The organism is Polymorphobacter megasporae, assembly GCF_018982885.2.
Lineage (GTDB): Bacteria > Pseudomonadota > Alphaproteobacteria > Sphingomonadales > Sphingomonadaceae > Polymorphobacter_B > Polymorphobacter_B megasporae.
The window spans coordinates 3,058,529-3,082,741 of sequence record NZ_CP081848.1 but is presented as its reverse complement, the minus strand read 5'-3'; the positions used below and the strand labels follow the sequence as shown (position 1 = coordinate 3,082,741).

The following is a 24,213-nucleotide window of genomic DNA, read 5'->3' as shown; positions in this document are numbered from 1 at the left end:
GCTGAACCCGCGATTAGCGATCCGGAAACCGAGCCGCTAGCGCCCCAGATTCTTGAACGCGATCGAGAAGATATAGCTGTTGCCGGCCCTGAAATCGCGGTCGGTGATATAGTCGCGGCGCCACGTCAGCCCAAAGCGGAAGCAGCTGTCCTCGTACTGGACGCCGACGCGATGCCGGACCGGGGTGAAGCCGTCGGTCGTCGATGTCGGCTCCTGCGACTTGGTCGTCAGGTCGATGATGACCGAGCCGAACGCCGACCAGTAGCGCGAGAACGCGACGCGCGCGCCGGCACGCACTTCCTGCAGATCGGTCAGGTCTTCGAGCGTGATGTTGCGATTGTAGTTCGCATAGCCGACGGTGATGTAAGTTTGCGAGGTCCCCGCCGACACGTCGATTTCGTTGCGCCTGAACACTCCGTCCGTACTGTCGACGCGGAACCGGTGGGTCAGCGAAAAATAGCTGCCGTACTGCAGCGTGGTCCTTCCAACGATGTCGGAGAATTGACCCGACAGGCCGGTGCCCTGGAGGAATGCCGTTGCCCCGGTTCCGGAGATGCGGACGCTCTCGCCGATCTCGCTGGTGATCGCGAGCCGCGGCCGGGTGAAGCCGTATTGCAGGCCATAGGTCACCCGGCTGCCGCTTTCGAAACGGTCGTAGCCGCTGGCGCGGTTGAGGTCGAACAGGTTGGTGTCTTCAAGGTCGATCGACCGCGCGTCTTCGTTGGGGATATTGCGGTTGAGATGGAGTGGGGCGACGCTGACCTGAACGCGCGGCGTGATGGTTTGCGTGCCACCGAGGAGCGGCCCAGCGAACGGCCATTCGGCGTCGACCGCGCCGACTGCGATCCCACGAGTCTCGAAGCCGGGTTCGCCGGCATAGGTCGGCAGCGTCGCTTCCGCTGCATTCTCGGTATTGTAGAGGTCGCCGCGGACGAAGCCGGTGCCGGTCAGGCGGACGCCGAAGCTGGTCAGGACACTGCGTGTCCACTTCGCCGAGGCGAGCGCGCGCTGCACGCCCTGGCCGTCGATCCGGACGAGGCTCATGCTGTTCGCGGCGATGTCGAGCTGGCCGCCAAGGATCTTCTCCTCGGGGCGCCAGTCATAGTCGATCAGCGGCAGGACGATCGGGGTGGTGTCGGGGCCCTTGTTCGCGCGCAGGTTCTGGAAGCCCCAGCCGGCGACCGACAGATACGAGTCCGATCGGAAGCGTTCGAAGTCGACCGTGCTGCGCAGCGAGTCGTCGTAGTCGATGTTATAGCGGCGGTCGAAGGTGTCGTCGCTCGACAGCCGGGTCGAGAAGGTCGCGCGCCACTCGTCGCTCAGCTGGAGACGCCCGTTCGCTTCGAAGTAACCGCGCCAGCGCTGCCCCTTGTCGACCTCGGTCACGCCGTCGGGGGCGAAGTCGATGACGTCGCCGCGGGTGAGATAGGCGCGAAACTGCACGGGTCCTGCAGCTAACAACTGGCGCCCGCGGACGTCGATCGCGGGCTTGGCCCCGCTGAACAGCCACGGCTTGATCGTCACGTCGCGGTCGGGGCCGAGGTCGAGATGATAGGGAATGCCGATTCCGAAACCGAGCGTGTTGCGAATCTCGAATTCGGGCAGCAACACCCCCGAGGCCCGGCCGGTGCTGCCGTCGGGGTGCGAGAAGGCGGGCAGATAGATGATCGGCACGCCGAGGATCTCGACCCGCGCCTTCTGGTACGAAATGCGGTGCTTGACCGGATCGTGGACGATCTTGACCGCCTTAATCGCCCAGACCGGCGTCTTCGGGCAGCCATCGCTCTTTTCGACCGCGCACGGCGAGTAGATCGCGCGGTTGAGGATGCTGCGGCCGTTGACGCGGACCCCCGACACCGCCGCCAGCCGACCGCCATCCGCAAGAACGAGCAGGATGTTGTCGATCGCGCCGTCTTTGAGCGAATCGGTCAGGATGACGCGGTCGCCGTACGCCTTGTTCCCCTCGGGATCGATCGTCGCGACGTTGCCGCGCGCCTCGACCTGTCCCGAGGTGCGGTTGTAGGTCACGCTGTCGGCGCTCAGCCGGTACTGGTCGCGGTTGATCTGGACGTGGCCGGTCGCGGTGACGAGCTGCTCGTCGTCCGAATACTCCATCGTGTCCGCCGCGAAATCGATGACGTCGCCGGGCTTGGCGATGTCGCCCGAGCCATCGAGCAAGGTCGATTTCTCACCGGTTACGGGTGCGGCCGATGGCGGTGCGGCCAAAAACGGCGTGGCAGCCTCCGGGGGCGCAAGCGTCGCTGTCGCCGGGGCCCCCGCCACAGTCCCCTGGGCGAAGGCGATCGTCGGAAAGGCCAGACCGGCGAGCAGGGCAGAGCGGAGGGGCAAGCTTTACTTTCGCGATCACGGGCGGCGACCTCGGGTCCATACGGTGGGGGTGCAAAGGTCGCAAGGCGGCCCCACAAGGTTTGCGTTGTGACCGGGGTCGGGCTTAATGCTCACGGGCCCGACCCGCCGCCTGACTTGAGGACAACCATGCTCATCAATTACGCCGCGACTGTTTCTGCCGACATGATGGGCGCGCTCGCCGTCGTCGCTGCCAAGGACGCTCCGCTGTCGGGTGCGGCGCTCGCGCTCGACGGTGTCACCGGCGGCCAGATCGCGCGTGCCATGTCTGCAGCTCGCTTCGACGGCGATGCCGCCAGCGTCGTCGAGATTTTCGCTCCCGCCAATTCGACCGCGACGCGCGTCATCGTCGTCGGGCTCGGCAAGGCCGAGGCTGCCGACGCCGCCGCATTCGAGAAAATCGGCGGGGCGATCGCCGCCAAGCTCATCACCAGCGGCGAGAAGAGCGTCACCGTCGACCTGACCGGGCTCGAGGGAGTCGGCCTGCCGCTCGCCGAAGCCGCTGCGCGGCTCGCCCACGGCGCGACGCTTCGTGCCTACCGCTTCGACAAGTACCACACGACGATGAAAGCCTCGCAGAAGGCGACGCTCGAGGCGATCACGATCGTCGGCGCCGACGACAGCGCACACGCCAACCTCGCCGCGATTGCCGCCGGAGTCGCGTTGACCCGCGACCTCGTGTCCGAGCCGGCGAACATCATCTACCCCGAAAGTTTCGTCGAGCGCGCCGCTGCGGTCGCTCCCCCGGGATTGGCGATCGAGGTCCTCGGCGAGGCCGAGATGACCCGGCTCGGCATGGGCGCGCTGCTCGGCGTCAGCCTCGGTTCGGACCGCGAGGCAAAGATTCTCGTCATGCGCTGGAACGGCGGCGGCGATGCGGTGCCGGTGGTCCTCGTCGGCAAGGGCGTGACCTTCGACACCGGCGGCATATCGATCAAGCCCGCCGCGGGCATGGAAGACATGAAGTGGGACATGGGCGGAGCGGGCGCGGTCACCGGCGCGCTGCACGCGCTCGCGGCGCGTAACGCCAAGGTCAACGTCATCGGCGTCTGCGGGCTCGTGGAGAACATGCCCGACGGCAAGGCACAGCGTCCGGGCGACGTCGTTACCAGCATGTCGGGGCAGACGATCGAGGTGATCAACACCGACGCCGAGGGACGGCTGGTGCTGTGCGACGTGATCTGGTGGGCGCAGGAGCAGTTCAAGCCCGAGGTCGTCGTCGATCTCGCAACGCTGACCGGCGCGATGGTCGTCAGCCTCGGCCACGAGCAGGCCGGGATTTTTGCCAACGACGACGCGCTCGCGGCCCAGCTGATCGCGGCGGGCGCGGCGACCGGCGACCGGCTGTGGCGGATGCCGCTCGGCGCCGAGTACGACAAGCTTATCGATTCGCCGATCGCCGACATGAAGAACGTCGGCCCGCGCGAAGGCGGCTCGATCACCGCCGCGCAGTTCATCGCACGCTTCATCAAGCCGGGGGTCAAATGGGCACACCTCGACATCGCCGGCATGGCGTGGACGGCAAAGGACGGTCCGCTGGCACCGAAGGGCGCGACCGGATACGGCGTGCGCCTGCTCGAGAAGTTCGTCGCGGATAATTTCGAGGGGTGAACCGCCGCTCGAAATGACCGACGTCAATTTCTACCAGCTCGCGGCGAAACCGCTCGATGCCGTCCTGCCGCGCCTGCTCGAAAAAGCGGTCGCGGCGGGGTATCGAGCGGTGATCCGCGCAGCCGACCCGGCCTTACTCGCGCGGCTCGACGCCGCGCTATGGACCTACGATCCAGCATCGTTTCTGCCGCACGCGGTCGATGGTCCGTACGCCGCCGCGCAGCCGATTCTCCTGACGGGCGGCGACGCTGGAGAGGGCGCGGCGAACGATGCCGACCTGCTCGTCGTGATCGACGGGGTCATGCCCGGCGAACTGACTGCCTTCCGCCGCGCGCTCTATCTGTTCGACGGTGCCGACGACGCCGCGCTCGGGCTTGCCCGGCACCACTGGAAGGCGATCCGCGAGCTCGATGGCGTCACCCCGGTGTACTGGCGCGAAACCGAGCGCGGCGGCTGGGAAAAAGCCGCCTAACTTGCCATTTCGGCTTCGCGCCGATATGGCGGCGGCGCTTTCCCCGAAATAATTAACTCTCCCGGAGACCCAATGGCCACCGAACGCACGTTTTCGATCGTCAAGCCCGACGCCACGCGCCGCAACCTGACCGGCGCAGTCAACGCGATGATCGAGGCCGCCGGCCTGCGGATCGTCGCGCAGAAGCGCCTCCAGCTGACCCAGGCGCAGGCCGAGGGCTTTTACGCCGTCCACCGCGAGCGCGGCTTTTTCGGCGAACTCGTCGCCTTCATGATTTCCGGCCCGGTCGTCGTCCAGGTCCTCGAAGGCGACAACGCCGTCCTCGCTTATCGCGACATCATGGGTGCGACCAACCCGGCAAATGCCGCCGAGGGCACGATCCGCAAGGTTCACGCCGAGAGCATCGAGGCGAACACCGTCCACGGTTCGGACAGCGCCGAAAATGCCGCGATCGAAATCGCCTATTTCTTCGCGCAGACCGAAATCACCGGCTGATCCCGCTTCGCCGGGCCGCAGCGGTCTGGCGAGCCAGTTCGACATCGAAAGCCATGGATGCGTCGGCGACGATGTGCCCAAGGCTTTCCGGCGCGATAAAGGCATCGACATCGCCGGCGTCGCGACGGGCGCGGCGTTCCAGTACATCGGCGATATCCGGATGCGCAGGCAGGACGACGTCTGCCTTGAGCGCGGCGAGGCGGACGAACGATCGACGGAAGTCGGCGACGATCCCCGGATAGCCGGTGTTGTCGACAAGCGCGTTTCCGGCGACGGTCAGGCTGCACGCGAAGACGACGCGCAACGGCCGCCCGCGTTCGATGGCAGTCATCGTCCATGTCGTGCACCCCGGCGTGTGGCCGGGCGTAACGATAGGGGTCATCGCGAGGTCGCCGAGGCGGACGGGCTCGCCGTCGACCAGGACCCGGTCGATCTTCACCGGCGGGAACGCGACGACGCCGTAGTCCACCACGCTCGGCGGGACACCGCTTTCTAGCGCGCCGCGGTCGCCCGCGCTGGCCAGCATCGTGGCACCGGTATCGCGCTTGAGGCGGGCAAGCCCGGCTGCGTGGTCGAAATGCGCGTGGCTGTTGAGCAGGATACGGATGTCGCGCAGCCGGAAGCCGAGCGACACGATGTTTGCCTCGATCTGCGGAACGTTCCCCTCGAGCGTGGCGTCGAGCAGGATCAGGCTCCGCGGCGACGCGATCAGATACGCCGCGAGCCCCTTCGTCCCGACATAGTAGATATTTCCGACGATGCGGAACGGCGGAGTGGGTTCGGACCATGCGGGCGCATCCGGCGCTTTGCTAAATCCAGCGAGCAGGAGCGCGAGCAAGGCCCAGCACCGGCGCATCGTCAGAACGGCAGCATCGCGAGGCGCTTCGGCGCGCTTGCCCGCCAGCTTCGCGCCAGCCAGTCCTCGATATGTCCCCAGTCGATCTCGCAATCGAGGCGGATGCCGATCCAGCCTGACGGGCCGAAATAGGCCGGACGATAATACAGGTCGGGATCGCGTTCGATCAGGCTGGTCTGCTCCTCGGTTCCGCTTGTTTTGACCAGCAGGGCGGTCACCCCGTCATTGTGGTGGTCGCGCGTGAAATACGCGAAGAACTTGCCGCCGGTGACGAAGAACCCGGCCATGCCGTGCGACTGCTTCTCGGCGGCGGCGGGGAGCGCGAGTGCGAGGACGCGAAGCCGGTCGAGGATTGGGGGAGTTAAGTCCTTTCCGACAAGATCGGCGATAACTCGCGGATAAAGCTGGTGCTCGGCGATCAGAACTCGCGCCGCGAGCGTCACCGCCGTGTCCCCCGGCAGCACTACGACCTGAACCTGACCCAAGATCGGGCCGCCATCGAGGTCGCTCGTCACGAGGTGAACAGTGCAGCCCGTCACGCTTTCGCCCGCCGCGAGCACGCCCTCATGGACGTCGAGTCCCTTGTGCGCGGGGAGCAGGGAAGGGTGGATATTCACCATCCGCCCCGCCCAGCGCTCGACAAAACCGTCTGAGAGCAACCGCATGTACCCCGCGAGCGCGACATGCGTCGCCCCGGCGCGGGTCAGTTCGGCGTCGATCAGCGTGTCGAAGTCGGCGCGCTTCATCCCGCGATGGTCGTGGGAGAACGTCTCGACGCCCTCGGCGGCGGCGAGGGCCAGCCCGGCGGCATCGGGCACGTTCGACGCAACGAGCACGACCTCGAACGGGCAGTCGGCCAGTCGCGATGCGTACAGCAATGCCGCCATGTTCGACCCGCGTCCCGAGATCAGGACCGCGAGGCGTGCGCGTTCAGCCAAGGTGCGTCGCTTCCCATGCGCCTTGGGCATTCCAGATCTCGTCGGCGCCGAAGACCGTGCAGCCCTTGTCACCGGGCTCGACGGCACCAATGACATGAACGACTTCGCCGTTTGCGTTAAGCGCCGATGTCACCTCGTCGACCCGGTCGGGAGCGACGCAAAGGACCATCCCGATCCCGCAATTGAACGTCCGCGCAAGCTCGCCAGGCTCGATCCGCCCCTGCGCCTGAAGCCATGCGAACAGCGGCGACTGCGGCCATGCGCCCGCGTCGATCCGGGCGTGACACCCGGCGGGCAGGATGCGCGGAACGTTCTCGAGCAGCCCGCCGCCGGTGATGTGCGCGAGCGCACGGATCGCCCCCGACTTGAGGATCGGAAGCAACGAACGGACATAAATCCTTGTCGGCTCGAGCAAAGCTTCGCCGAGCAGAACCTCGATATCGAACGGTGCCGGGCGGTCGAGCCGCGCACCGCTGCGTTCGACCAGCTTGCGGATCAGCGAGAAGCCGTTCGAATGCGCCCCCGACGATGCCAGCCCGAGCAGGACGTCGCCCGCGCGAACCTTGTCCCCGGTCAACTGCTCCCCGCGCTCGACCGCGCCGACCGAGAAGCCCGCGAGATCGTAGTCGCCGGGGGCGTACATCCCCGGCATTTCGGCGGTCTCGCCGCCGATCAGCGCACAGCCGGCTTGTCTGCACCCCTCGGCGATCCCGGCGACGACACGCGCGGCGACTCCGGTGTCGAGCTTCGCGCTGGCGAAATAGTCGAGGAAGAACAGCGGCTCGGCGCCTTGGACGATCAGGTCGTTGACGCACATCGCCACGAGGTCGATCCCGACTGTGTCGTGCTGCCCGGTCTCGATCGCGAGCTTGAGCTTGGTGCCGACGCCGTCGTTCGCCGCAACGAGCAACGGGTCGACGAACCCCGCCGCTTTGAGGTCGAAGAAGCCGCCGAAACCGCCGAGCTCGGCGTCGGCCCCGCGTCGCGCGGTGGCACGGGCGAGCGGCGCGATCATCTTGACCAGCGCGTTGCCGGTGGCGATCGAAACGCCGGCGTCGGCGTATGTCAGGGGCGTCTTGTCATCCATCGGACATCCCGTAACGACTTGCGGCTTGGATTTCGACCCTCCTTCGGCCAAAGACGCTGGCGATGGTCCGGTACGCCCTTTTCTGGCTGATGTTGGCGTTCGCGGTTCCGGCGCTCGCCGTCCCGACCGGTCCGGGTGCGTACAAGATCGGCGGCGTTTCGGTCGACGTCGTCGCGAGCAACTCGACCGACGCGCGCGCCAATGCTTATCGCGACGCCGAGCGCCGAGCATGGCCATTGCTGTGGGCACGGCTGACCGGCGGCGAACCCGCTGCGGCACCCAAGCTCGCCGATGGCGCGATCGAGGGCATGGTCGCCGGTGTCGAGATCGAGGTCGAGCATTTCTCGCTGACGCGTTACATCGGGCGGCTGGCGATCGTCTTCGATCGCGACCGCGCGAGCGGCTATCTCGGCGGTGCCTTTGCCAGCGCCCCGCCGCCGATGCTGCTGCTGCCGGTGACGATCGAGGGTGGGACGCGCACTCTATACCAGACGAAGACGCCGTGGCTGTCGGCGTGGCTGCGTTTCAGAGACACCGCGAGCGCGCTCGATTATGTCATCCCGGCGGCGAGTGCGGGCGATAACGTCGTGCTCACCGCCTATCAGAGCCGCCGCGCCGACCGGACGTTGTGGCGTAACATCCTCAGCCGCTTCAAGGCTGCCGACGTCCTGACCGCCGAGCTTTGGCTGACGCGGACCTATCCCGGCGGCCCCGTGACGGCGACGGTCATCGCGCGCCACGGCCCCGATTCGGCAGAACTCGGGCGGGCCAGCCTGCGTGCGGCGAATACCGCCGGGGTCGACGCGATGCTCGACGACGCGGTGCGGCAGGTCGATGCGATCTACGTTCGCGCGCTTCAGGCGGGCCTGCTGCGCACCGAGAAGGGGCTGACCGTCGAGCTCGAACCGCTGATCGGCACTGCGCCGTTCATCGGTGCGCCGGCGGCCGAAGCGAGCGTCGGCGGGACCGAGGCGAACGTCATCACCCCCGACGCGAAGTCGTGGGCGGCGATGGAGACCGCGGTGCGTGGGACGCCGACGGTGACCGGGGTCGGGCTTATCAGCCTATCGCTCGGCGGGACATCGCGGATCGTCATTCGCCATAGCGACACGCCCGAGATGCTCGCCTACCAGCTCGACCAGCGCGGCTTCCGGCTTGCGCCTGACGGGGCAGGGGTTCTGCTGCGGCGGAAGGTGCCCGGCGACCCCGTCGTGTCCGCACCGCTGTCGGCGGCCGAATTGAACTCGGCAGAGGTCGTTGCCGAGCCCGACGCGGCTCCCGTGGCGAAGCCCGATGCAGCTAAGCCAATCGCGCCTGCGAAACCCGCCGTGGCTAAGCCCGATCTGCCCGCTAAGCCTGCCGCGTCGCCGCCGAAGCCACGGCGCGATCCGCTCGCCCCGAACTAGTGCCGCAGCTCCCGCTGCCGCTTGCCTACCCGCCCGCGCAAGGACGCGCCGATTTCGTCATTGCCGCCGCCAACGCCGATGCGGTCGCGTGGCTGGCGGGGGCACCCGCGCCGCGCTCGCTACTCGTCGGGCCGCCGGGGTCGGGGAAAACCCACCTCGGGCGCATCTTCGCCGAACGGCATCAGGCGACACTGATCGACGACGCCGACCGGCGCGGGGACGACGTCGCTCTGTTCCACGCGTGGAACGCCGCAAGTGCAGCCGCGCCGCTGCTGATGACCGCGCAGGCGCTGCCGCGCTACTGGATCAAGCTGCCCGACCTCGCCTCGCGGCTGGCGGCGACGCCGACTCTGGTCATCGCCGAGCCCGACGACGCATTGCTCGCCGCCGTCATCGCCAAGCAGTTCGCTGACCGCGGCGTCCGCGTCACGCCGGATGTCATCGGCTTCATCGTGCTGCGGATCGAGCGCAGCTTCGCCGCCGCCGCCGCGACCGTCGCCGCGATCGAATCGGTCGGGCTGGCAAGTCGACGCGACATCACCGTGCCGCTCGCCCGCGACGTTCTCGCGCGTGATGTGCTCGGACGCCAGCGCGACTGGATCGACGACGGTACGGTTGATGACGCCGCTATCATCGACCTGTCATCCTCTGTGGGTTAAATAGCCGGATGGATACCGCACTCACCGTGACCGCCGCCCGCAAGCCATCGCCCGTCGTCGACGGCGTCGCCGACACCGAGCGCTATTTCAATCGCGAGCTGTCGTGGCTGTCGTTCAACGAGCGGGTCCTCGACGAGGCGACCAACCCGAACCATCCGCTGCTCGAACGGCTGCGCTTCCTGTCGATCTCGGGCAATAACCTCGACGAATTCTACATGGTCCGCGTCGCGGGGCTGCGCGGGCAGGTCAATGCCGGGATCGAGACGCGCTCGCCCGAGGGCGCAACCCCCGCCGAACAACTCGCCGCGATCGCGCGGACCGCCGACCGGCTGATGGACGACCAGCAGCGCGCGTGGGGGGACCTGCGGCGGCGGCTCGCGGGGGTCGACTTTCACGTCCTCAAAGCGGGCGACCTCAGCCGCGACGACACCGCGTGGCTTGAACGGCATTTCCTCGAGCAGGTTTTCCCGGTCCTGACCCCGCAGGCGATCGACCCGGCGCACCCGTTCCCGTTCATCCCGAACAAGGGCTTCAGCCTGATTCTCGAACTGCGGCGCAATTCGGACGAGGAGATCCTCCGCGCCTTGCTGATGCTGCCGTCGATGCTGCCGCGCTTCACCCGGCTGCCCGGTAAGATCGCGCGCTACATCAGCCTCGAGGACACGATCCGGCTGTTCTTCGACCAGTTGTTCCCGGGCTATGAGTTGCTCGGCGACGGCGCGTTCCGCGTCATCCGCGACTCGGACATCGAGATCGAGGAGGAGGCTGAGGACCTCGTTCGCTATTACCAGAGTGCGATCAAGCGGCGGCGGCGCGGCGAGGTCATCCGGCTCAAGATTGAGGCCGCGACTCCGCCGGGACTCCACGCGCTCGTCCGCGATGCGCTCCATGTCGGCGAGCGCGACGTCACCGTCGTCACCGGCATCCTCGGCATCGCCGACCTCGGCGTGCTCGTCGACGAGGACCGTCCCGACCTCAAGTTCGAGCCGTACACCCCGCGCTTCCCCGAGCGGATCCGCGAGCATGGCGGCGACTGCTTCGCCGCGATCCGCGACAAGGACCTTGTCGTCCATCACCCATACGAGAGCTTCGAGGTCGTCCTCGCCTTCCTCAAGCAGGCGGCGCTCGACCCCGACGTCATCGCGATCAAGCAGACGCTGTATCGCGCGGGCAAGAACTCGCCAATTGTCCGCGCGCTGATCGACGCCGCAGAGGCGGGCAAGTCGGTCACCGCCGTGGTCGAACTGAAGGCGCGCTTCGACGAGGAGCAGAATTTGATGTGGGCGGCGGCGCTCGAACGCGCCGGGGTCCAGGTCGTCTACGGTTTCGTCGAGTGGAAGACCCACGCCAAGCTGTCGATGGTCGTCCGCCGCGAGGGCGAGGAGCTGCGGACCTACGTCCATTTCGGCACCGGCAATTATCACCCGGTAACCGCGCGGATCTACACCGACCTGTCGTTCTTCACCGCCGATCCGGTCCTCGCGCGCGACGCGGCGCAGGTGCTCAACTACATCACCGGCTACGTCCAGCCGACCCGGCTGGCGAAACTCGGCATGTCGCCGCTGACGATGCGTGCAAAGCTGTACGGGTTGATCGACGGTGAGATCGAAAACGCCCGCGCCGGGCGTCCGGCGGCGATCTGGCTCAAGCTCAACAGCCTCGTCGACACCCCGATCATCGAGAAATTGTACGAGGCGAGTAATGCCGGGGTCGAGATCGACCTGATTATCCGCGGCATCTGCTGCCTCCGACCCGGCGTACCCGGCATGTCGGAAAACATCAGCGTGCGCTCGGTCATCGGGCGGTTCCTCGAACACAGCCGCATCCTCGCCTTCGGCAATGGCCAGCCGATGCCGTCGCCCGAAGCCAAATTGTTCATCAGCTCGGCCGACTGGATGCCGCGCAACCTCGACCGCCGGGTCGAAGTGCTGGTGCCGATCGAGAATCCGACGGTTCATGCCCAGATCCTCGATCAGGTCATGCTCGCGAACCTCAAGGATACCGAGCAGTCGTGGACGCTTGGGCCCGACGGCCTGTCGACGCGCATCGTCCGGGGTGCGCACGAGGCGTTCAATCTCCATCGCTACTTCATGACCAATCCGTCGCTGTCGGGCCGCGGCACCGCGCTGCGCGGGCACGATGCGGTCCCGCGGCTGATGCTCGACAGCGATATCGATGAGATGAATGCGCTTCCCGACGCTGGAGCCGCGCGCGAATGAGCTTGATCCTGCCGTGGTCGCGAACCAAGACACCAATCGTGGCGCCCGATAACGACCTTAGCGGTATCATCGACATCGGCTCGAACTCGGTCCGGCTCGTCGTCTATCAGGGGCGCAACCGGACGCCGGCGGTGATCTTCAACGAGAAGGTCATGGCTGGGCTCGGGCGCGGGATCGCCAGCGAAGGCCGGCTGAGCGAAAGCTCGATCCGCGTCGCGGTCACCGCGCTGTCCCGCTTCGCGCATCTCGCGCGCGACATGGGAGTCTCCGACCTGCGCACCGTCGCCACCGCTGCGGTCCGTGAGGCGCGCAACTCACAGCGCTTCATCGATGTCGTCGCCGAGCGCTGCGGCCTGACGATCGAGGTCATCAGCGGCGAGGCCGAGGCGCGCGGCGCGGCGCTCGGCGTGATCGCGGGCATCCCTGCCGCCGACGGCATTGTCGGCGATCTCGGCGGGGGCAGCCTCGAACTGATCCGCGTCGAGGGCGGCGAGGCGCACGAACGCATCTCGCTGCCGATCGGCGCGCTGCGGCTCGATGCGGTGCGGAAGCGCGGCAGCCGGGCGCTGCGCCCGTTCATCGCTGCCGCGCTCGACCAGGTTGACTGGGCGGCGAAGGGCGCGGGCAAGCCGTTCTACATGGTCGGCGGATCTTGGCGCGCGCTCGTCCAGCTCCACATCTACCTCCACGATTACCCGCTGCCGGTAATTCACGAATATTCGATGGACCCCGGCTCGCCCGACCGGCTGGTCCGCTCGCTCGCGCGGATCGACCCGAAGACACTGAAGGACGTCACCGCGATCTCGACCTCACGGCTGCCGTCGCTGCCCGGTGCGGCGCTCCTGCTCGGCGCGGTGGTCAAACGGCTGGGCAGCAGCACGATCGTCGCGAGCGCATACGGCCTGCGCGAGGGGCTGCTGTATGAACGCATGCCGCCCGCGCTCCGCGCCGAAGACCCGCTGATCGCCGCCGCGCGCGACGAGGGCGCACGCCAGGGGCGCTTTCCGGAGCACGGCGACATGCTGATGGCGTGGATGGACGGGCTGTTCGGGACCAAGGAAGCCCCCGACATGCGGCGGCTGCGCCTCGCGACGTGCCTGTTAAGCGACGTCGCGTGGCGCGCGCATCCCGACTTCCGTCCCGAACGCGGGCTCGACGTCGCACTCCACGGCAATTGGGTGGCGGTCGATGCGCGTGAACGGGCGCTGCTTGCCGCCTCGTTGGTTGCGTGTTTCGGCGGCTCTCCGTCGGGGCCGGCGGCGGAGTTGCTCGCGCGGCTCGCCGATGCGCCGAGCCTCGCCACCGCACGCTGCTGGGGTCTCGCGCTCCGCCTCGGCCAGCGGTTGACCGGGGGAACGGCGGTCGCACTGCAATCGAGCCGCCTCGAAGTCGTCGACGGGGTGCTGACGCTGACGGTGGCCGAACGCGATGCGCCGCTTTACGGCGAGGCGGTCGCGCGTCGGCTCAAGCTGTTGGCGACCGCGCTTGGATATGAGGCGGCGCACCGCTTCAACTGACGTTACGCGCGGCGCCACGCGATTCGGCATCGACAATGCCGCATTTTTACTTCCGTCAACCACTAAAATTATTGCGCTGTCGCAATAAAACACGCAAATACCGACGCACAGACCCGAAACGATATGGCTTTCGACTCGACCATTGGTTGTTTTAGAAAGATTGATGTGCGTTATTTATTTGTAGGTTTTTATTCGTTATTTGCGGCTTTCCAGTTATCGGCGGCTCCGTATGTGGTCGATTCGGCTCTAGACCATAATTCGATCGAGAGCCTCGTCGATCACGAACGATCGATTGCGGGCAGGCACGCCGTCGCGGACAGCCCGGCGGTTTTCCCTGGCCAGTCGGCGTCGCCGATGACGCGCGGACCACTCGTGCTCGCCGGCCCGGCGATCGCGTCGTCGATCCCGCTGCCCGCTTTGCGACCGGCAATGACATCGTTCGAATTCTGCAAAATCCCCGAGGCCAAGCCGCGGGAGCAGATGATGGTCACGGCCAAGCGCTATGCCGGTCGTGCGGCGATCATCGTGGCCGGGGCACTCGGGGCTCTCGCCCTGATCGCCGCGCTCATGGAATCGTATCGCCTCAGTCGTCGGACGAAGACCGGCAGCGCCGTCCGCATCATGCGCACCATCGCGCCGGCCGCCCCCGTCCGCACGGGGGTCACGGTATCATTGCGGTCGTACACCGGCCCCGATCGCCGCGTCTGCCAGATGATCGATCAGCGCGCCGGCGAACTGCGTCGCACGACCGACATCCCGCTGAGCGGGCACAAGCGCAACCCGCCCCCGTTTTCGGCGCTGTTCCGCTTTCCCGTCGCGATCGAGAAGCTCGAGGCCTGACGCCGGCGCTTTACGCCGCGGTCGACGTCATCGTCAGCCGTCCGGCCTTGACCGTGAACCCGAGCCGCCCGTCGATCAGCGCGAGCGCGTCCTTGCCGAAGACGTCGTAGCGCCAGCCGCCGAGGACGACCAACCCATCGCGGACCCCCCCGGCGATCGCGTCGAGCTCGTCGCCGCGCGCGATCAGCTTCGGCGCGACGTTCGCCTCCTTGGCGCGGATCTTGAGTAGCAGCTTGAGCAGGTCGGCGATCAGCGCGCCCTCGGTCGACAGTCCCGGTCGGGCGACTTCGCGGGTCGGCATGTCGGCGGCGGCCATCGGCTCGGCCTCCTCCAGCGCCCGCATCAGCCGACGCCCAATGTCGTTCGACGCCCAGGCTGCCGACAGGCCGCGCACCTTGGCGAGGTCGGCCTGCGACTTCGGCGCGGTCGCGGCAAGGTCGCCCAGCGTCTCATCCTTGACGATTCGCCCGCGCGGGACGTCCTTCGACTTCGCCTCGCGCTCGCGCCACGCCGCGAGCGCCTTGAGGCGGCCGAGCACCTCGGGCTTGCGGCTCGGCACGCGGAGGCGGAGCCACGCGGTCTCGGGATCGTTGGCGTAGGTCGCGGGATCGCAGACCCGCGCCATCTCGTCGTCGAGCCACGCGCCGCGCCCGGTCGAGCGCAACTTGTCGACCATCTTGGGGAACAGCTGCGCGAGATAGGTGACGTCGCCGATCGCATAGTCGATCTGGCGGTCGTTGAGCGGACGCCGTGCCCAATCGGTGAAGCGCGCGCCCTTGTCGACCGCGACGCCGAGATACGACTGGACAAGGTTCGTGTAGCTGACCTGCTCGCCCTGGCCGAGCGCCATCGCCGCGACCTGCGTGTCGAACAACGGGGAGGGGGTCTTGCCGGTCAGGTTGTAGATGATCTCGAGGTCTTGCCCGGCGGCGTGGAACACCTTGAGGACGTCGTCCTCGACGAGCAGCTTGAGCAGCGGCGCAAGGTCGATGCCGGGGGCCTTGGGGTCGATCGCCGCCGCCTCGCCGCCGCCGGCGATCTGGAGCAGGCAAAGATCGGGGAAAAAAGTGTTCTCGCGCATGAATTCGGTGTCGACCGTGACAAAATCAACGGTCTTCAGGCGGTCACACAAAGCGGAAAGCGTAACAGTATCGGTAATCAACGGGTGAATCAGCATCGCCTTGCATAACCGTTGCGGCGGATAAGGGCTAGAGGCGTCCCCGCACGCTCGGCCGGAGCCGAAGACCTGGCGACCGGCGTGCGCAAGACGACGATCACGCCGCGACGGGCGCCCGCCGCTGCCGCAACACCGCTCCGGCCAAGGCAAAGCCAGCGATCATCAGTGACCATGCGGCGGGTTCGGGGACCGAAGTGGTCACTGTGACGAAACCGCCGTTATCATTGTAATAGCTCGCCGAGCCGGTCAGCGCATAGCCATCGGCGAACCCGAAGTAGAGCTTGGTCGCCCCGGTCGGCACGACGATCGTGAAGCTCGAGCCGATGTTCAGGACCGCATTCGAGGTGCCGCCGGTAAACGTCCCGAGCAGCCCGAACGAGCGCGTGCCGAGATAGTCGGCGACGCCGCTCCCAGTCGGGTTGGTCACGACCGCGCTGCCGGCGACCGGGTTCGTCGCAAAGCCGTCGGCATCGGTGACGAGACCGGACCCGATCGCCGGGGTCACCGTGCCGAAGGCCGAAATCCGCAGCTTCTCGCCCGCGAACACCGTGATCGACGGCGGCAGCGTTCCGCCGCCGCCGGGCAGCGCCGGGAGGGTGGTCAAGCCGGCCGCGAAGATGATCGAGTTCGCCGGGACGACGAAAGTTGCGGCATGTGCCGAACCAGCCAGCAAAAGCCCGAGCGCCGCGATCGTCCGAACCATCGAAAATTCCCTGTCTACGAGCCTTGGTGACTCGCGGCAGACGAAGCAATATTCGTGCCATATCCGTAACGATATGGGATGGCAGGGCTTTGGCTTGGCACCTGCAGGACAGTGTGTCGGATGTGTAAAGTCCACCGACACTTTTGCGCGAAGTCGCCTGCAAGGCCGATCGCGAAAGTTCGCCTAATTCTGCACCTCGAAACCGGGCATGGGCGGAACGGTCGCCTTGGGATCGAGCGACAGCAGGGCGCGGGCGTGGGTCTTGTAGCGCTCGGCGAGTTGATCGAACTCGGCGCGGCGGCCCTCGATCCGCGCGCTGGTCAGCGCCGACGACAGCATCGCGACCGAATTGCGGTGGAAGGCGATGCGCCGCTCGTTTGCCGCCAGCAGCCAGACGATCGGGCGGCGGCGAAAGTGGAAAAGCACCGCAACGACCACCGCGACGGTGATCAGCCCGAAGCCGGTCGTCATCAATCCAATCAGCGTGCTGCTCGACATCGTGTCCCTAACCGGGCGCGATGCCCATCCGCTCAACTAAGTACAGTGGGCGATGGGTAAAGTGCCGCGATGCCGCAGTCGAGTGCTTCCGCTCAGCCGACCCATTGTGCGAGCCAGTCGGCGAGCGCCTGCGGGGTCATGTTGCGGGCGTCCGACAGCGCAGCGTAGCGGTCGGGATTGCGCGTCTTGCCCAACACCGGATCGACGATCATCACCATCGGCACGCCCTTGACGCTGGCGCCGTACGCCTCGGCGACGTCGAGGTTCTTGTCGCGGCGGCCGATGTCGATCGTCACGACCTCGTAGTGCTTGGCGAGGAACGCCTTGACCTCGGGCACTGCCATTACCCCGGCGAGGACGCGGCAGTCGGGGCACCAGTTGCCGCCGAGGTCGATCAGCAGCAGCTTGTGGCTCGCCTTCGCCCGCTTGCGCGCCGCGTCGACCTGCACCTTGCCGACCGCTTCGGTGTCGTACGGGATGGGGAGCGGCTGGGGCAGGTCGTCGAGGGTCGCGATGCTGACCCGCGGCGCGGCGGCGGCATTGGCAGGTGCCGCGGCGAGCGCGGCGACAATAGCAGCGGCGGCGAGAACGAGCTTCATCTGGGTCTCCAATTGGTTGGTGCCGATTGCCGGAGCGCGCCGCCGCTGACCAACAACAAGTCCTTGCCGGTGCCCAAGCCCTGAAGCGTCCGCCTTGACAAAATCGACGTCAGCGTGTGTCACCCCCGTCGCTCACCGCCCAGTTCGAACGGTTCATCCATGCACGCCTATCGCACCCACACCTGCGCCGCGCTTCGCGCCGAGGACGCCGGCACGACCGCCCGCCTGTCGGGGTGGGTCCACCGCAAGCGCGATCATGGCGGCGTGTTGTTCGTCGACCTGCGCGACCATTACGGCCTGACCCAGATCGTCGCCAACACCGGCTCCGAGGCGTTCGACATCCTCGACAAGCTGCGCGCCGAGAGCGTCGTCACGATCACCGGCGATGTCGTCGCGCGCGCCCCCGAAGCGGTCAACCCGAAGATGCCGACCGGGGCGATCGAGCTTCGCGCTGCCGACGTCACCGTCCAGTCGCGCGCTGACGAACTGCCGCTGCCGGTCGCGGGCGAGGCCGACTACCCCGAGGAAATCCGCCTCAAGTACCGCTATCTCGATCTTCGCCGCGAGCGGCTGCATCGCAACATCATGCTGCGGTCGAACGTCATTGCCTCGCTGCGCCGCCGGATGATCGACCAGGGCTTCACCGAGTTCCAGACCCCGATCCTGACCGCGAGCAGCCCCGAGGGCGCGCGCGACTTCCTCGTTCCCAGCCGCGTCCACCCGGGCAAGTTCTACGCGCTGCCGCAGGCGCCGCAGATGTTCAAGCAGCTGCTGATGGTCGCCGGCTTCGACCGCTATTTCCAGATCGCGCCGTGCTTCCGCGACGAGGACGCCCGTGCCGATCGCTCGCCCGGTGAGTTCTACCAGCTCGACTTCGAGATGAGCTTCGTCACGCAAGACGATGTTTTCGCTGCGATCGAGCCGGTACTTGCGGGCGTGTTCGTCGAGTTCACCGGCTTCGTCGACGGCAAGCCCAAGATCGTGACCGACACCCCGTTCCCGCGCATCGCCTACGCCGAGTCGATGCTGAAGTACGGCAACGACAAGCCCGACCTGCGCAACCCGCTCGTCATCGAAGACGTTACCGAGCACTTCCGTGGCAGCGGCTTCGGCATCTTCGCGCGGATGATCGAAAGCGGCGCCGTCGTCCGTGCCGTCCCGGCTCCCGGTGCAGGCCTCAAGGCGCGCAGCTTCTTCGACGGCATGAACGACTGGGCGCGCGCCGAGGGCTGGGCGGGCTTGGGCTACATGAACTTCAAGAGCGGCGAGCCCGGCGGCCCGATCGCCAAGAACCTTGGCCCCGAGCGCGTCGCGGCGATCGTCGCGCAGCTTGGTCTCGGCCCCGACGACGGCGTCTTCTTTGCCGCCGACAAGCCATTGAAGGCCGCCAAGCTTGCCGGGCTCGCCCGGACGAAGGTCGGCGAGGACCTTGGGCTGATCGAGCAGGGCGTGTTCAAGTTCTGCTGGATCGTCGATTTCCCGATGTTCGAATATGACGAGGACGCGAAGAAGCTCGACTTCAGCCACAACCCGTTTTCGATGCCGCAGGGTGAGCTCGAAGCGTTGGAGACGAAGGATCCGCTCGACATCCTCGCCTACCAGTATGACATCGTGTGCAACGGCGTCGAACTGTCGTCGGGCGCGATCCGTAATCACCGCCCGGAAATCATGTATAAGGCGTTCGAAATCGCCGGCTATTCGCAGGCCGACGTCGACCGCGATTTCGCGGGCATGATCAACGCCTTCAAGTTCGGCGCGCCCCCGCACGGCGGTTCGGCCCCGGGTGTCGACCGCATTGTCATGCTGCTGGCGGACGAGCCGAACATCCGTGAGGTCGTCGTCTTCCCGATGAACCAGAAGGCCGAAGACCTGATGATGAATGCGCCGAGCGCAGTTCCGGTGAAGTCGTTGCGCGAATTGCATATCCGCACGGTCGAACCGATCGGCAAGGCATAACTGCTCCCCTCCCCTTTAGGGGAGGGGTCGGGGGTGGGGCAGTCGCCGCAAAGTCCTCGCCCCGAACTTCCCCACCCCCGGGCCGGCGCAAGCGCGCCGTCTCTCGCCCCTCCCCTGAAGGGGAGGGGAGCAAGGACGAAAAATGAGCAAGATCCGCCTCAAGGACTATGAGGGCACGCCCGAGATCAAGCGGGCCGACTACGACACACAACTCGTCGCGCTCCAGTACAAGCTCCAGCTGATCCAGGCGGCGTACATTACGCAGGGGTTGCGCGGGATCGTTGCGATCGAGGGCTGGGACGCCGCGGGCAAGGGCGGGCTGATCCAGCGGATGACGACCGAGCTCGACCAGCGCTATAGCGATGTCTGGTCGATCGGCGCCCCGACCAAGGACGAACTCAACCACCATTTCCTGTGGCGTTTCTGGGCGAAGCTGCCCGGCTGCCGTGAGATCGCGATCTTCGACCGGACATGGTACGGGCGCGTCCTCGTCGAGCGGGTCGACAAATTGATCCCCAAGCCCGACTGGAAGCGCGGCTACGACGAGATCAACGATTTCGAAGCGCAGCAGATCGCCGACGGCACGCGCATCGCCAAGATCTTCCTCCACATCACCCAGCGCGAGCAGGATAAGCGCCTGCGCGAACGCCTCGAAACGCCGTACAAACGGTGGAAGACCGGGCCTGAGGATTATCACAACCGCTCGATGCGCGACGCTTATTGCGAGGCGTACGAGGACATGTTCGACAAGACTTCGACCCCGCACGCGCCGTGGACGGTGATCGCCGCCGACGACAAGAAGACTGCGCGGATCGCCGCGATCGAGGCGGTGATCGCGACGCTCGGCGAGGATGTCGATTTGACGTATCCGCCGGTTTCGCCGGAGTTGCGCGCGCTGGCGGAAGCGGCGCTTGGGGTCACGCTAAAGGTTTAGGTGCGGCGGGGAGGAGAGGGGCGGCCCAGCAATAACCGACTCCAGTACCACGACAACTAACCGTTAAGTCGTCATTCCGGCGAAGGCCGGGAGCCACGGTTGTGCGCAACGCGGATTTCGTCGCCTGGCACGACGGTGGATCCCGGCCTTCGCCGGGATGACGCTGAGGGTGTGGGGCTGTTAAACGCTCTTTCCCCTGTCCTACACCCCCGAAAAAGCGATACGCCTGCACCTTAGTAGAGTCGCCACCGGGCGGCAGGAAATGTGTGCGTTCTCATCGCTGGTGTCTTGTTCGCCCCGAAAAAGCGCAAGCGAAAAAACACACGCTTTAGTGTGAACTTATTTTGAACTTAGCGTTGGATCGCTGTCGGCAATACTCGACGGATTGTGTACGATCGCGCCTCAACCCGTTGCAATCGCACACTTAATCACCCCGGCGTCCGCTTCCCCAGATACGCGCTCAGCCGGTTCGACGCCGGCATCGTTGCGGTCGACGGGTGGAGCAGGTCGTAGACCACCGCGTTCGCCAGCACCCGCTGGACATAGTCGCGGGTCTCGCTGAACGGGATCAGCTCGACCCAGTCGACGACGTCGGTGCCGGGAATGCGCGGATCGCCGTTGAGCGCGAGGAACTTGCGGACGTTGCCCGGCCCTGCGTTGTACGCCGCGACCGCAAGCACGTTGCTGCCGCCGAGGTTGTCGCGGATGCGCCCGTAATACGCTGCGCCGAGCGTGACGTTGAACACCGGGTCGTCGGTCAGGCGGCTCATCGAGTACGGCAGGCCGAGCTTGGCCGCCTGCTCCGACGCGGTCGCCGGGAGCAATTGCATCAGCCCGCGGGCGTTGGCGGAACTGACCGCGGCGCGGTCGAACTGCGTCTCCTGCCGAGCGATCGCGTGAACCATCGTGAAATCGGCCGCAAGCGTCGGCGGCAGGCTGAGCAACGGGTAGGCGACGTCGAGCAGCGCCAGTTCGCCGCCCAAGCGCGCCGCCTTGCCGGTCAGCACGCCAAGGTCGGGACGGTCGAGCGCGGCACCGAGGTCGGCGAGCAGGCGCTGCTGCTCGGGTGTCTCGGCATGGTCAACGAGCGCCTTCATGAACAAAGTCTGCCGCGCCCGGTCGCCGATCTCGCCGAGCGCGCGCGTCACCCGGACGAGCTCGTCGGCGTTGAACTTGTCGCGCGCCTCGCGACTGACCGCGACCGGGGTGGCGGCGGGGAGGCTCAGCGTCGGGGCGATGTGTTCGGCGGCGAGCTGGCCGTAGTAATAGTCGGCGTGGGTCGCGGCGGCGGCGTAATAGACCCTGGCGTCGGGGTTGGCCGCCGCCTCGGCGGCGCGGCCCGACCAGTAATCGCCGCGTGCCTGGCTGACGGGGGTCAGGGCGGCGTCGCGGACGCGCTCGAAATGGGTCAGCGCCATCGCCGGCTGGTTGAGGCGGCGCAGCGCGATCCAGCCTGCCAGCCACTCGTTGTCGATCAAGCCCTGCCGCTCGCCGAGCGTCTGCTCGCTCAACGGCTTGCCGAGCGCGAAGGCGTGGTGGCCGTCGGCGATCTTGTAGGCTAGGTCGAACTGGCCGTCGCGCATCGCCGCGCGTGCAAGCTCGAGCCGCAGCTTGAGCCACTGCTCGGGATCGGTCACCAGCCCCGGCGCGCCGTCGTAGGTCGCCATCGCCGCCCGCGCGCCAGCCATGTCGCCGGTGCGCTTGAGCCACGTCGCCTGGGCGTAGATCACTCCGGGATCGTTGCGGGCCGCCGCTGGCAGGCTCGCCAGCGCACTGCTCGCACCGACGCCGGTCAGCATCGCGATCCGCGCCGCCGCAACCGCGCGGACGTCGGGCGGAACGAGACCGAGCATCCGGCCCGCGGCGGTCGTCTCGCCGCGCCACAGCAGCCGGTCGAGGCGCGCGACATTGTCGGCGGGGGTCAGCGCGGTGGCGAACTCGTTCTGCAGCTGGATCTCCGCGACGGCGTCGAGCCCGCCCGACACCCACGCGGCGCGGGCATTGGCGTTCGCCGAGGCGAAGTCGCGCGCCACGAGCTGCGCCTCGGCGAGGCGGAACTTCGCCAGCGACGACAAAGGCGGGTAGTCGCGGAAAAAGGCGATGCGTTCGGGGAAGCCGACGCGGTCGTCGATCAGCTTTTCGGCGCGGCGGCGGAGCAGCGTTTCCGATGGCCAGCCAGGGTGTGCCCGGAGGAAGGCGGAAATCTCGGCGAAGCTCGCCGGACCGGTGTCGCGGCGCAGCCGGTCCCACACGACGACGGCGTCCATCAGCGGGTCGGTCGCCGGATTGACGATCGGCGACAGCGGCAGGGTGTTGAACCGCCCCGCCGCGGTTTCGGCCAGCCGGGCGGTGTAATACGCCCTCACCGCAGGGCTCAGCGCCGCCGCCGCGGTCGATGCCGCCAGCAGGATCGCAACCCCGAGCCAGCGGAGTTTGCGGAAGCCGCGCCTTGGCTCCATATCACGCATTGAGATACTCATCCGCGCCTGACTAGACGGTCGAGCGGCGCGGCGGAAGGCAAGGCATGTTTAACGGATCGATTCCGGCGCTGGTGACCCCGTTCAAGGACGGCAAGGTCGACGAAACGGCGTTCGCCAGCTTCGTCGACTGGCAAATTGCGAGCGGCTCGACCGCACTCGTCCCGTGCGGCACCACCGGCGAATCGGCGACGCTGACGATCGACGAGCACAACCGCGTCATCGCGCTGACGGTCGAGGCGGCGGCGGGGCGCGTGCCGGTGATCGCGGGGTGCGGATCGAACGACACCGCGACCGCGCTGGTCCACATGCGCCACGCCAAGCACGTCGGTGCCGATGCCGCGCTCGTCGTCTGCCCCTATTACAACAAGCCGAGCCAGGCGGGGCTGATCGCCCACTTCACCGCGCTCGCCGAGGGCTGCGATCTGCCGATCATCATCTACAACATCCCCGGCCGCTCGGTCGTCGACATGTCGGTCGAGACGATGGCGACGCTGGCGAAGCTGCCGGGCATTATCGGGGTCAAGGACGCGACCGGCAATCTCGGGCGGGTGTCGGCGCAGCGTGCGGCGTGCGGCGTCGACTTCTGCCAGCTGTCGGGCAACGACGAGACCGCGCTCGGCTACATGGCGATGGGCGGCGCGGGGTGCATCTCGGTCACCGCCAATGTCGCGCCCGCCCTGTGCGCGCAATTCCAGACCGCCTGCGCTGCCGGGGATTACGCTGCCGCACTAGCGCTGCAGGACCGCCTCTACCCGCTCCACGACGCGCTGTTCAGCGATGCAAGTCCCGGACCGACCAAGTACGCGCTCGAACGCCTCGGCCGCATGAGCATCGCCACCCGCCTGCCAATTACCCCGCCGTCGCCCGCCGCACGCGCCCGCGTCGATGCGGCGCTCGCCCATGCAGGGCTGGTTTGATGGCGCGCGCATTCGTCAACACCGGCATCAAGGCCAAGATCGTCGCCGAGAACCGCAAGGCGCGGTACGAGTTCTTCATCGACGAGGTCGTCGAGGCGGGGATCGCGCTCGCCGGGACCGAGGTCAAGGCGCTGCGGCAGGGCGAAGGCTCAATCGCCGAGTCGTACGCCGAATTGAAGGACGGCCAGATGTGGCTGGTCAACGCCAACATCCCCGAATTTAGCCACGGCAACCGCAACAACCACGAGCCAAAGCGCCCGCGCAAGCTGCTGATGCACGCCAAGCAGATCAGCAAGTTCAACGGCGCGGTGACGCGGCAGGGGATGACGGTCATCCCGCTGATGATCTATTTCAACGACCGCGGCCGCGCCAAGGTCGAACTCGCGCTCGCCAAGGGCAAGAAACTCCACGACAAGCGCGAGACCGAGAAGACGCGCGACTGGAAGCGCGACGCGGCGCGGATCATGCGCGAGCGAGGGTGA

Annotated in this window: 21 protein-coding genes; 12 read left to right on the top strand and 9 right to left on the bottom strand. The window is 67.1% G+C overall.

Going from position 1 to position 24,213, the window contains the following annotated elements; genetic code table 11:
- Positions 1-36 precede the first annotated feature (36 nt).
- A complete protein-coding gene (locus KTC28_RS14390) occupies positions 37-2,349 on the bottom strand; it encodes an LPS-assembly protein LptD (protein WP_216707829.1) in 2,313 nt (770 codons plus the stop codon).
- A 147-nt stretch (positions 2,350-2,496) separates the two neighbouring features.
- Here KTC28_RS14390 and KTC28_RS14385 point away from each other — a divergent pair, with 147 nt between their 5' ends.
- The 3 genes from KTC28_RS14385 (at position 2,497) to ndk (ending at position 4,945) form a co-directional block, all read left to right on the top strand.
- On the top strand, positions 2,497-3,978 hold the full coding sequence (locus tag KTC28_RS14385; RefSeq protein ID WP_216707828.1) for a leucyl aminopeptidase: 1,482 nt from the start codon (positions 2,497-2,499) through the stop codon (positions 3,976-3,978).
- Between the two features lie 13 nt (positions 3,979-3,991).
- Positions 3,992-4,450 (top strand): DNA polymerase III subunit chi, encoded by a 459-nt coding sequence (locus KTC28_RS14380; protein WP_216707827.1) that lies wholly within the window; start codon positions 3,992-3,994, stop codon positions 4,448-4,450.
- A 72-nt stretch (positions 4,451-4,522) separates the two neighbouring features.
- Complete coding sequence (gene ndk, locus KTC28_RS14375) at positions 4,523-4,945, top strand: nucleoside-diphosphate kinase (protein ID WP_216707826.1); 423 nt, start codon at positions 4,523-4,525, stop codon at positions 4,943-4,945.
- On the opposite strand, the gene bla is transcribed toward ndk, so the two are convergent.
- From bla to purM, 3 genes are read right to left on the bottom strand one after another with little or no spacing between them, the layout of a single operon-like run.
- The gene (gene bla, locus KTC28_RS14370; RefSeq protein WP_216707825.1) at positions 4,935-5,801 is read right to left on the bottom strand and encodes a subclass B3 metallo-beta-lactamase; all 867 of its coding nucleotides are present in this window, start codon (positions 5,799-5,801) and stop codon (positions 4,935-4,937) included. The two genes, ndk and bla, sit on opposite strands and share 11 nt — an antisense overlap.
- A 2-nt stretch (positions 5,802-5,803) precedes the next feature.
- Positions 5,804-6,688: a phosphoribosylglycinamide formyltransferase gene (gene purN, locus KTC28_RS14365; RefSeq protein WP_255602454.1), complete on the bottom strand. Its 885-nt coding sequence runs from the start codon at positions 6,686-6,688 to the stop codon at positions 5,804-5,806.
- 43 nt (positions 6,689-6,731) lie between these two features.
- Positions 6,732-7,826 carry a phosphoribosylformylglycinamidine cyclo-ligase gene (gene purM, locus KTC28_RS14360; protein ID WP_216707823.1) on the bottom strand — a complete coding sequence of 365 codons (1,095 nt, stop codon included), beginning with the start codon at positions 7,824-7,826 and terminating at the stop codon, positions 6,732-6,734.
- A gap of 62 nt (positions 7,827-7,888) precedes the next feature.
- Between purM and KTC28_RS23165 the strand changes: the two genes are divergently transcribed.
- The 5 genes from KTC28_RS23165 (at position 7,889) to KTC28_RS14335 (ending at position 14,467) form a co-directional block, all read left to right on the top strand.
- Entirely contained in the window at positions 7,889-9,232 is a 1,344-nt protein-coding gene (locus tag KTC28_RS23165; protein WP_216707822.1) for a DUF2066 domain-containing protein, read from the top strand.
- Entirely contained in the window at positions 9,232-9,891 is a 660-nt protein-coding gene (locus tag KTC28_RS14350; protein ID WP_216707821.1) for an HdaA/DnaA family protein, read from the top strand. The genes KTC28_RS23165 and KTC28_RS14350 overlap by 1 nt, the downstream gene beginning before the upstream one ends.
- An 8-nt stretch (positions 9,892-9,899) precedes the next feature.
- The gene (locus tag KTC28_RS14345) at positions 9,900-12,110 is read left to right on the top strand and encodes an RNA degradosome polyphosphate kinase (RefSeq protein WP_216707820.1); all 2,211 of its coding nucleotides are present in this window, start codon (positions 9,900-9,902) and stop codon (positions 12,108-12,110) included.
- Positions 12,111-12,148: 38 nt separating this feature from the next.
- Positions 12,149-13,627: a Ppx/GppA phosphatase family protein gene (locus KTC28_RS14340; protein WP_369426554.1), complete on the top strand. Its 1,479-nt coding sequence runs from the start codon at positions 12,149-12,151 to the stop codon at positions 13,625-13,627.
- A gap of 354 nt (positions 13,628-13,981) precedes the next feature.
- Positions 13,982-14,467: a hypothetical protein gene (locus KTC28_RS14335; RefSeq protein WP_216707818.1), complete on the top strand. Its 486-nt coding sequence runs from the start codon at positions 13,982-13,984 to the stop codon at positions 14,465-14,467.
- A 10-nt stretch (positions 14,468-14,477) separates the two neighbouring features.
- Here the strand turns inward: KTC28_RS14335 and rnd are convergent, their stop codons facing one another.
- The 4 genes from rnd to KTC28_RS14315 form a co-directional block, all read right to left on the bottom strand.
- On the bottom strand, positions 14,478-15,644 hold the full coding sequence (gene rnd / locus KTC28_RS14330) for a ribonuclease D (RefSeq protein WP_216707817.1): 1,167 nt from the start codon (positions 15,642-15,644) through the stop codon (positions 14,478-14,480).
- A 97-nt stretch (positions 15,645-15,741) separates the two neighbouring features.
- Entirely contained in the window at positions 15,742-16,347 is a 606-nt protein-coding gene (locus KTC28_RS14325; RefSeq protein ID WP_216707816.1) for a PEPxxWA-CTERM sorting domain-containing protein, read from the bottom strand.
- Between the two features lie 183 nt (positions 16,348-16,530).
- The gene (locus tag KTC28_RS14320; protein WP_216707815.1) at positions 16,531-16,845 is read right to left on the bottom strand and encodes a hypothetical protein; all 315 of its coding nucleotides are present in this window, start codon (positions 16,843-16,845) and stop codon (positions 16,531-16,533) included.
- A 92-nt stretch (positions 16,846-16,937) separates the two neighbouring features.
- Positions 16,938-17,444 carry a thioredoxin family protein gene (locus KTC28_RS14315; RefSeq protein ID WP_216707814.1) on the bottom strand — a complete coding sequence of 169 codons (507 nt, stop codon included), beginning with the start codon at positions 17,442-17,444 and terminating at the stop codon, positions 16,938-16,940.
- A gap of 159 nt (positions 17,445-17,603) precedes the next feature.
- Here KTC28_RS14315 and aspS point away from each other — a divergent pair, with 159 nt between their 5' ends.
- Positions 17,604-19,400 carry an aspartate--tRNA ligase gene (aspS, locus tag KTC28_RS14310; RefSeq protein WP_216707813.1) on the top strand — a complete coding sequence of 599 codons (1,797 nt, stop codon included), beginning with the start codon at positions 17,604-17,606 and terminating at the stop codon, positions 19,398-19,400.
- Positions 19,401-19,542: 142 nt separating this feature from the next.
- A complete protein-coding gene (locus tag KTC28_RS14305) occupies positions 19,543-20,334 on the top strand; it encodes a polyphosphate kinase 2 family protein (protein ID WP_216707812.1) in 792 nt (263 codons plus the stop codon).
- A 428-nt stretch (positions 20,335-20,762) separates the two neighbouring features.
- Here the strand turns inward: KTC28_RS14305 and KTC28_RS14300 are convergent, their stop codons facing one another.
- A complete protein-coding gene (locus KTC28_RS14300; protein WP_216707811.1) occupies positions 20,763-22,802 on the bottom strand; it encodes a lytic transglycosylase domain-containing protein in 2,040 nt (679 codons plus the stop codon).
- Between the two features lie 56 nt (positions 22,803-22,858).
- Here KTC28_RS14300 and dapA point away from each other — a divergent pair, with 56 nt between their 5' ends.
- Complete coding sequence (gene dapA / locus KTC28_RS14295; protein WP_216707810.1) at positions 22,859-23,731, top strand: 4-hydroxy-tetrahydrodipicolinate synthase; 873 nt, start codon at positions 22,859-22,861, stop codon at positions 23,729-23,731.
- The gene (gene smpB, locus KTC28_RS14290; RefSeq protein WP_216707809.1) at positions 23,731-24,213 is read left to right on the top strand and encodes an SsrA-binding protein SmpB; all 483 of its coding nucleotides are present in this window, start codon (positions 23,731-23,733) and stop codon (positions 24,211-24,213) included. Before dapA ends, smpB begins: the two co-directional genes overlap by 1 nt.

Bases quoted from the DNA above. Each gene is read 5' to 3' on its own strand.
- KTC28_RS14385 (WP_216707828.1), top strand. From the start codon at position 2,497: ATGCTCATCAATTACGCCGCGACTGTTTCTGCCGACATGATGGGCGCG.
- KTC28_RS14380 (WP_216707827.1), top strand. From the start codon at position 3,992: ATGACCGACGTCAATTTCTACCAGCTCGCGGCGAAACCGCTCGATGCC.
- ndk (WP_216707826.1), top strand. From the start codon at position 4,523: ATGGCCACCGAACGCACGTTTTCGATCGTCAAGCCCGACGCCACGCGC.
- bla (WP_216707825.1), bottom strand. From the start codon at position 5,801: ATGCGCCGGTGCTGGGCCTTGCTCGCGCTCCTGCTCGCTGGATTTAGC.
- purN (WP_255602454.1), bottom strand. From the start codon at position 6,688: ATGGCGGCATTGCTGTACGCATCGCGACTGGCCGACTGCCCGTTCGAG.
- purM (WP_216707823.1), bottom strand. From the start codon at position 7,826: ATGGATGACAAGACGCCCCTGACATACGCCGACGCCGGCGTTTCGATC.
- KTC28_RS23165 (WP_216707822.1), top strand. From the start codon at position 7,889: ATGGTCCGGTACGCCCTTTTCTGGCTGATGTTGGCGTTCGCGGTTCCG.
- KTC28_RS14345 (WP_216707820.1), top strand. From the start codon at position 9,900: ATGGATACCGCACTCACCGTGACCGCCGCCCGCAAGCCATCGCCCGTC.
- KTC28_RS14335 (WP_216707818.1), top strand. From the start codon at position 13,982: ATGACGCGCGGACCACTCGTGCTCGCCGGCCCGGCGATCGCGTCGTCG.
- rnd (WP_216707817.1), bottom strand. From the start codon at position 15,644: ATGCTGATTCACCCGTTGATTACCGATACTGTTACGCTTTCCGCTTTG.
- KTC28_RS14325 (WP_216707816.1), bottom strand. From the start codon at position 16,347: ATGGTTCGGACGATCGCGGCGCTCGGGCTTTTGCTGGCTGGTTCGGCA.
- KTC28_RS14320 (WP_216707815.1), bottom strand. From the start codon at position 16,845: ATGTCGAGCAGCACGCTGATTGGATTGATGACGACCGGCTTCGGGCTG.
- KTC28_RS14315 (WP_216707814.1), bottom strand. From the start codon at position 17,444: ATGAAGCTCGTTCTCGCCGCCGCTGCTATTGTCGCCGCGCTCGCCGCG.
- aspS (WP_216707813.1), top strand. From the start codon at position 17,604: ATGCACGCCTATCGCACCCACACCTGCGCCGCGCTTCGCGCCGAGGAC.
- KTC28_RS14305 (WP_216707812.1), top strand. From the start codon at position 19,543: ATGAGCAAGATCCGCCTCAAGGACTATGAGGGCACGCCCGAGATCAAG.
- KTC28_RS14300 (WP_216707811.1), bottom strand. From the start codon at position 22,802: ATGCGTGATATGGAGCCAAGGCGCGGCTTCCGCAAACTCCGCTGGCTC.
- dapA (WP_216707810.1), top strand. From the start codon at position 22,859: ATGTTTAACGGATCGATTCCGGCGCTGGTGACCCCGTTCAAGGACGGC.
- smpB (WP_216707809.1), top strand. From the start codon at position 23,731: ATGGCGCGCGCATTCGTCAACACCGGCATCAAGGCCAAGATCGTCGCC.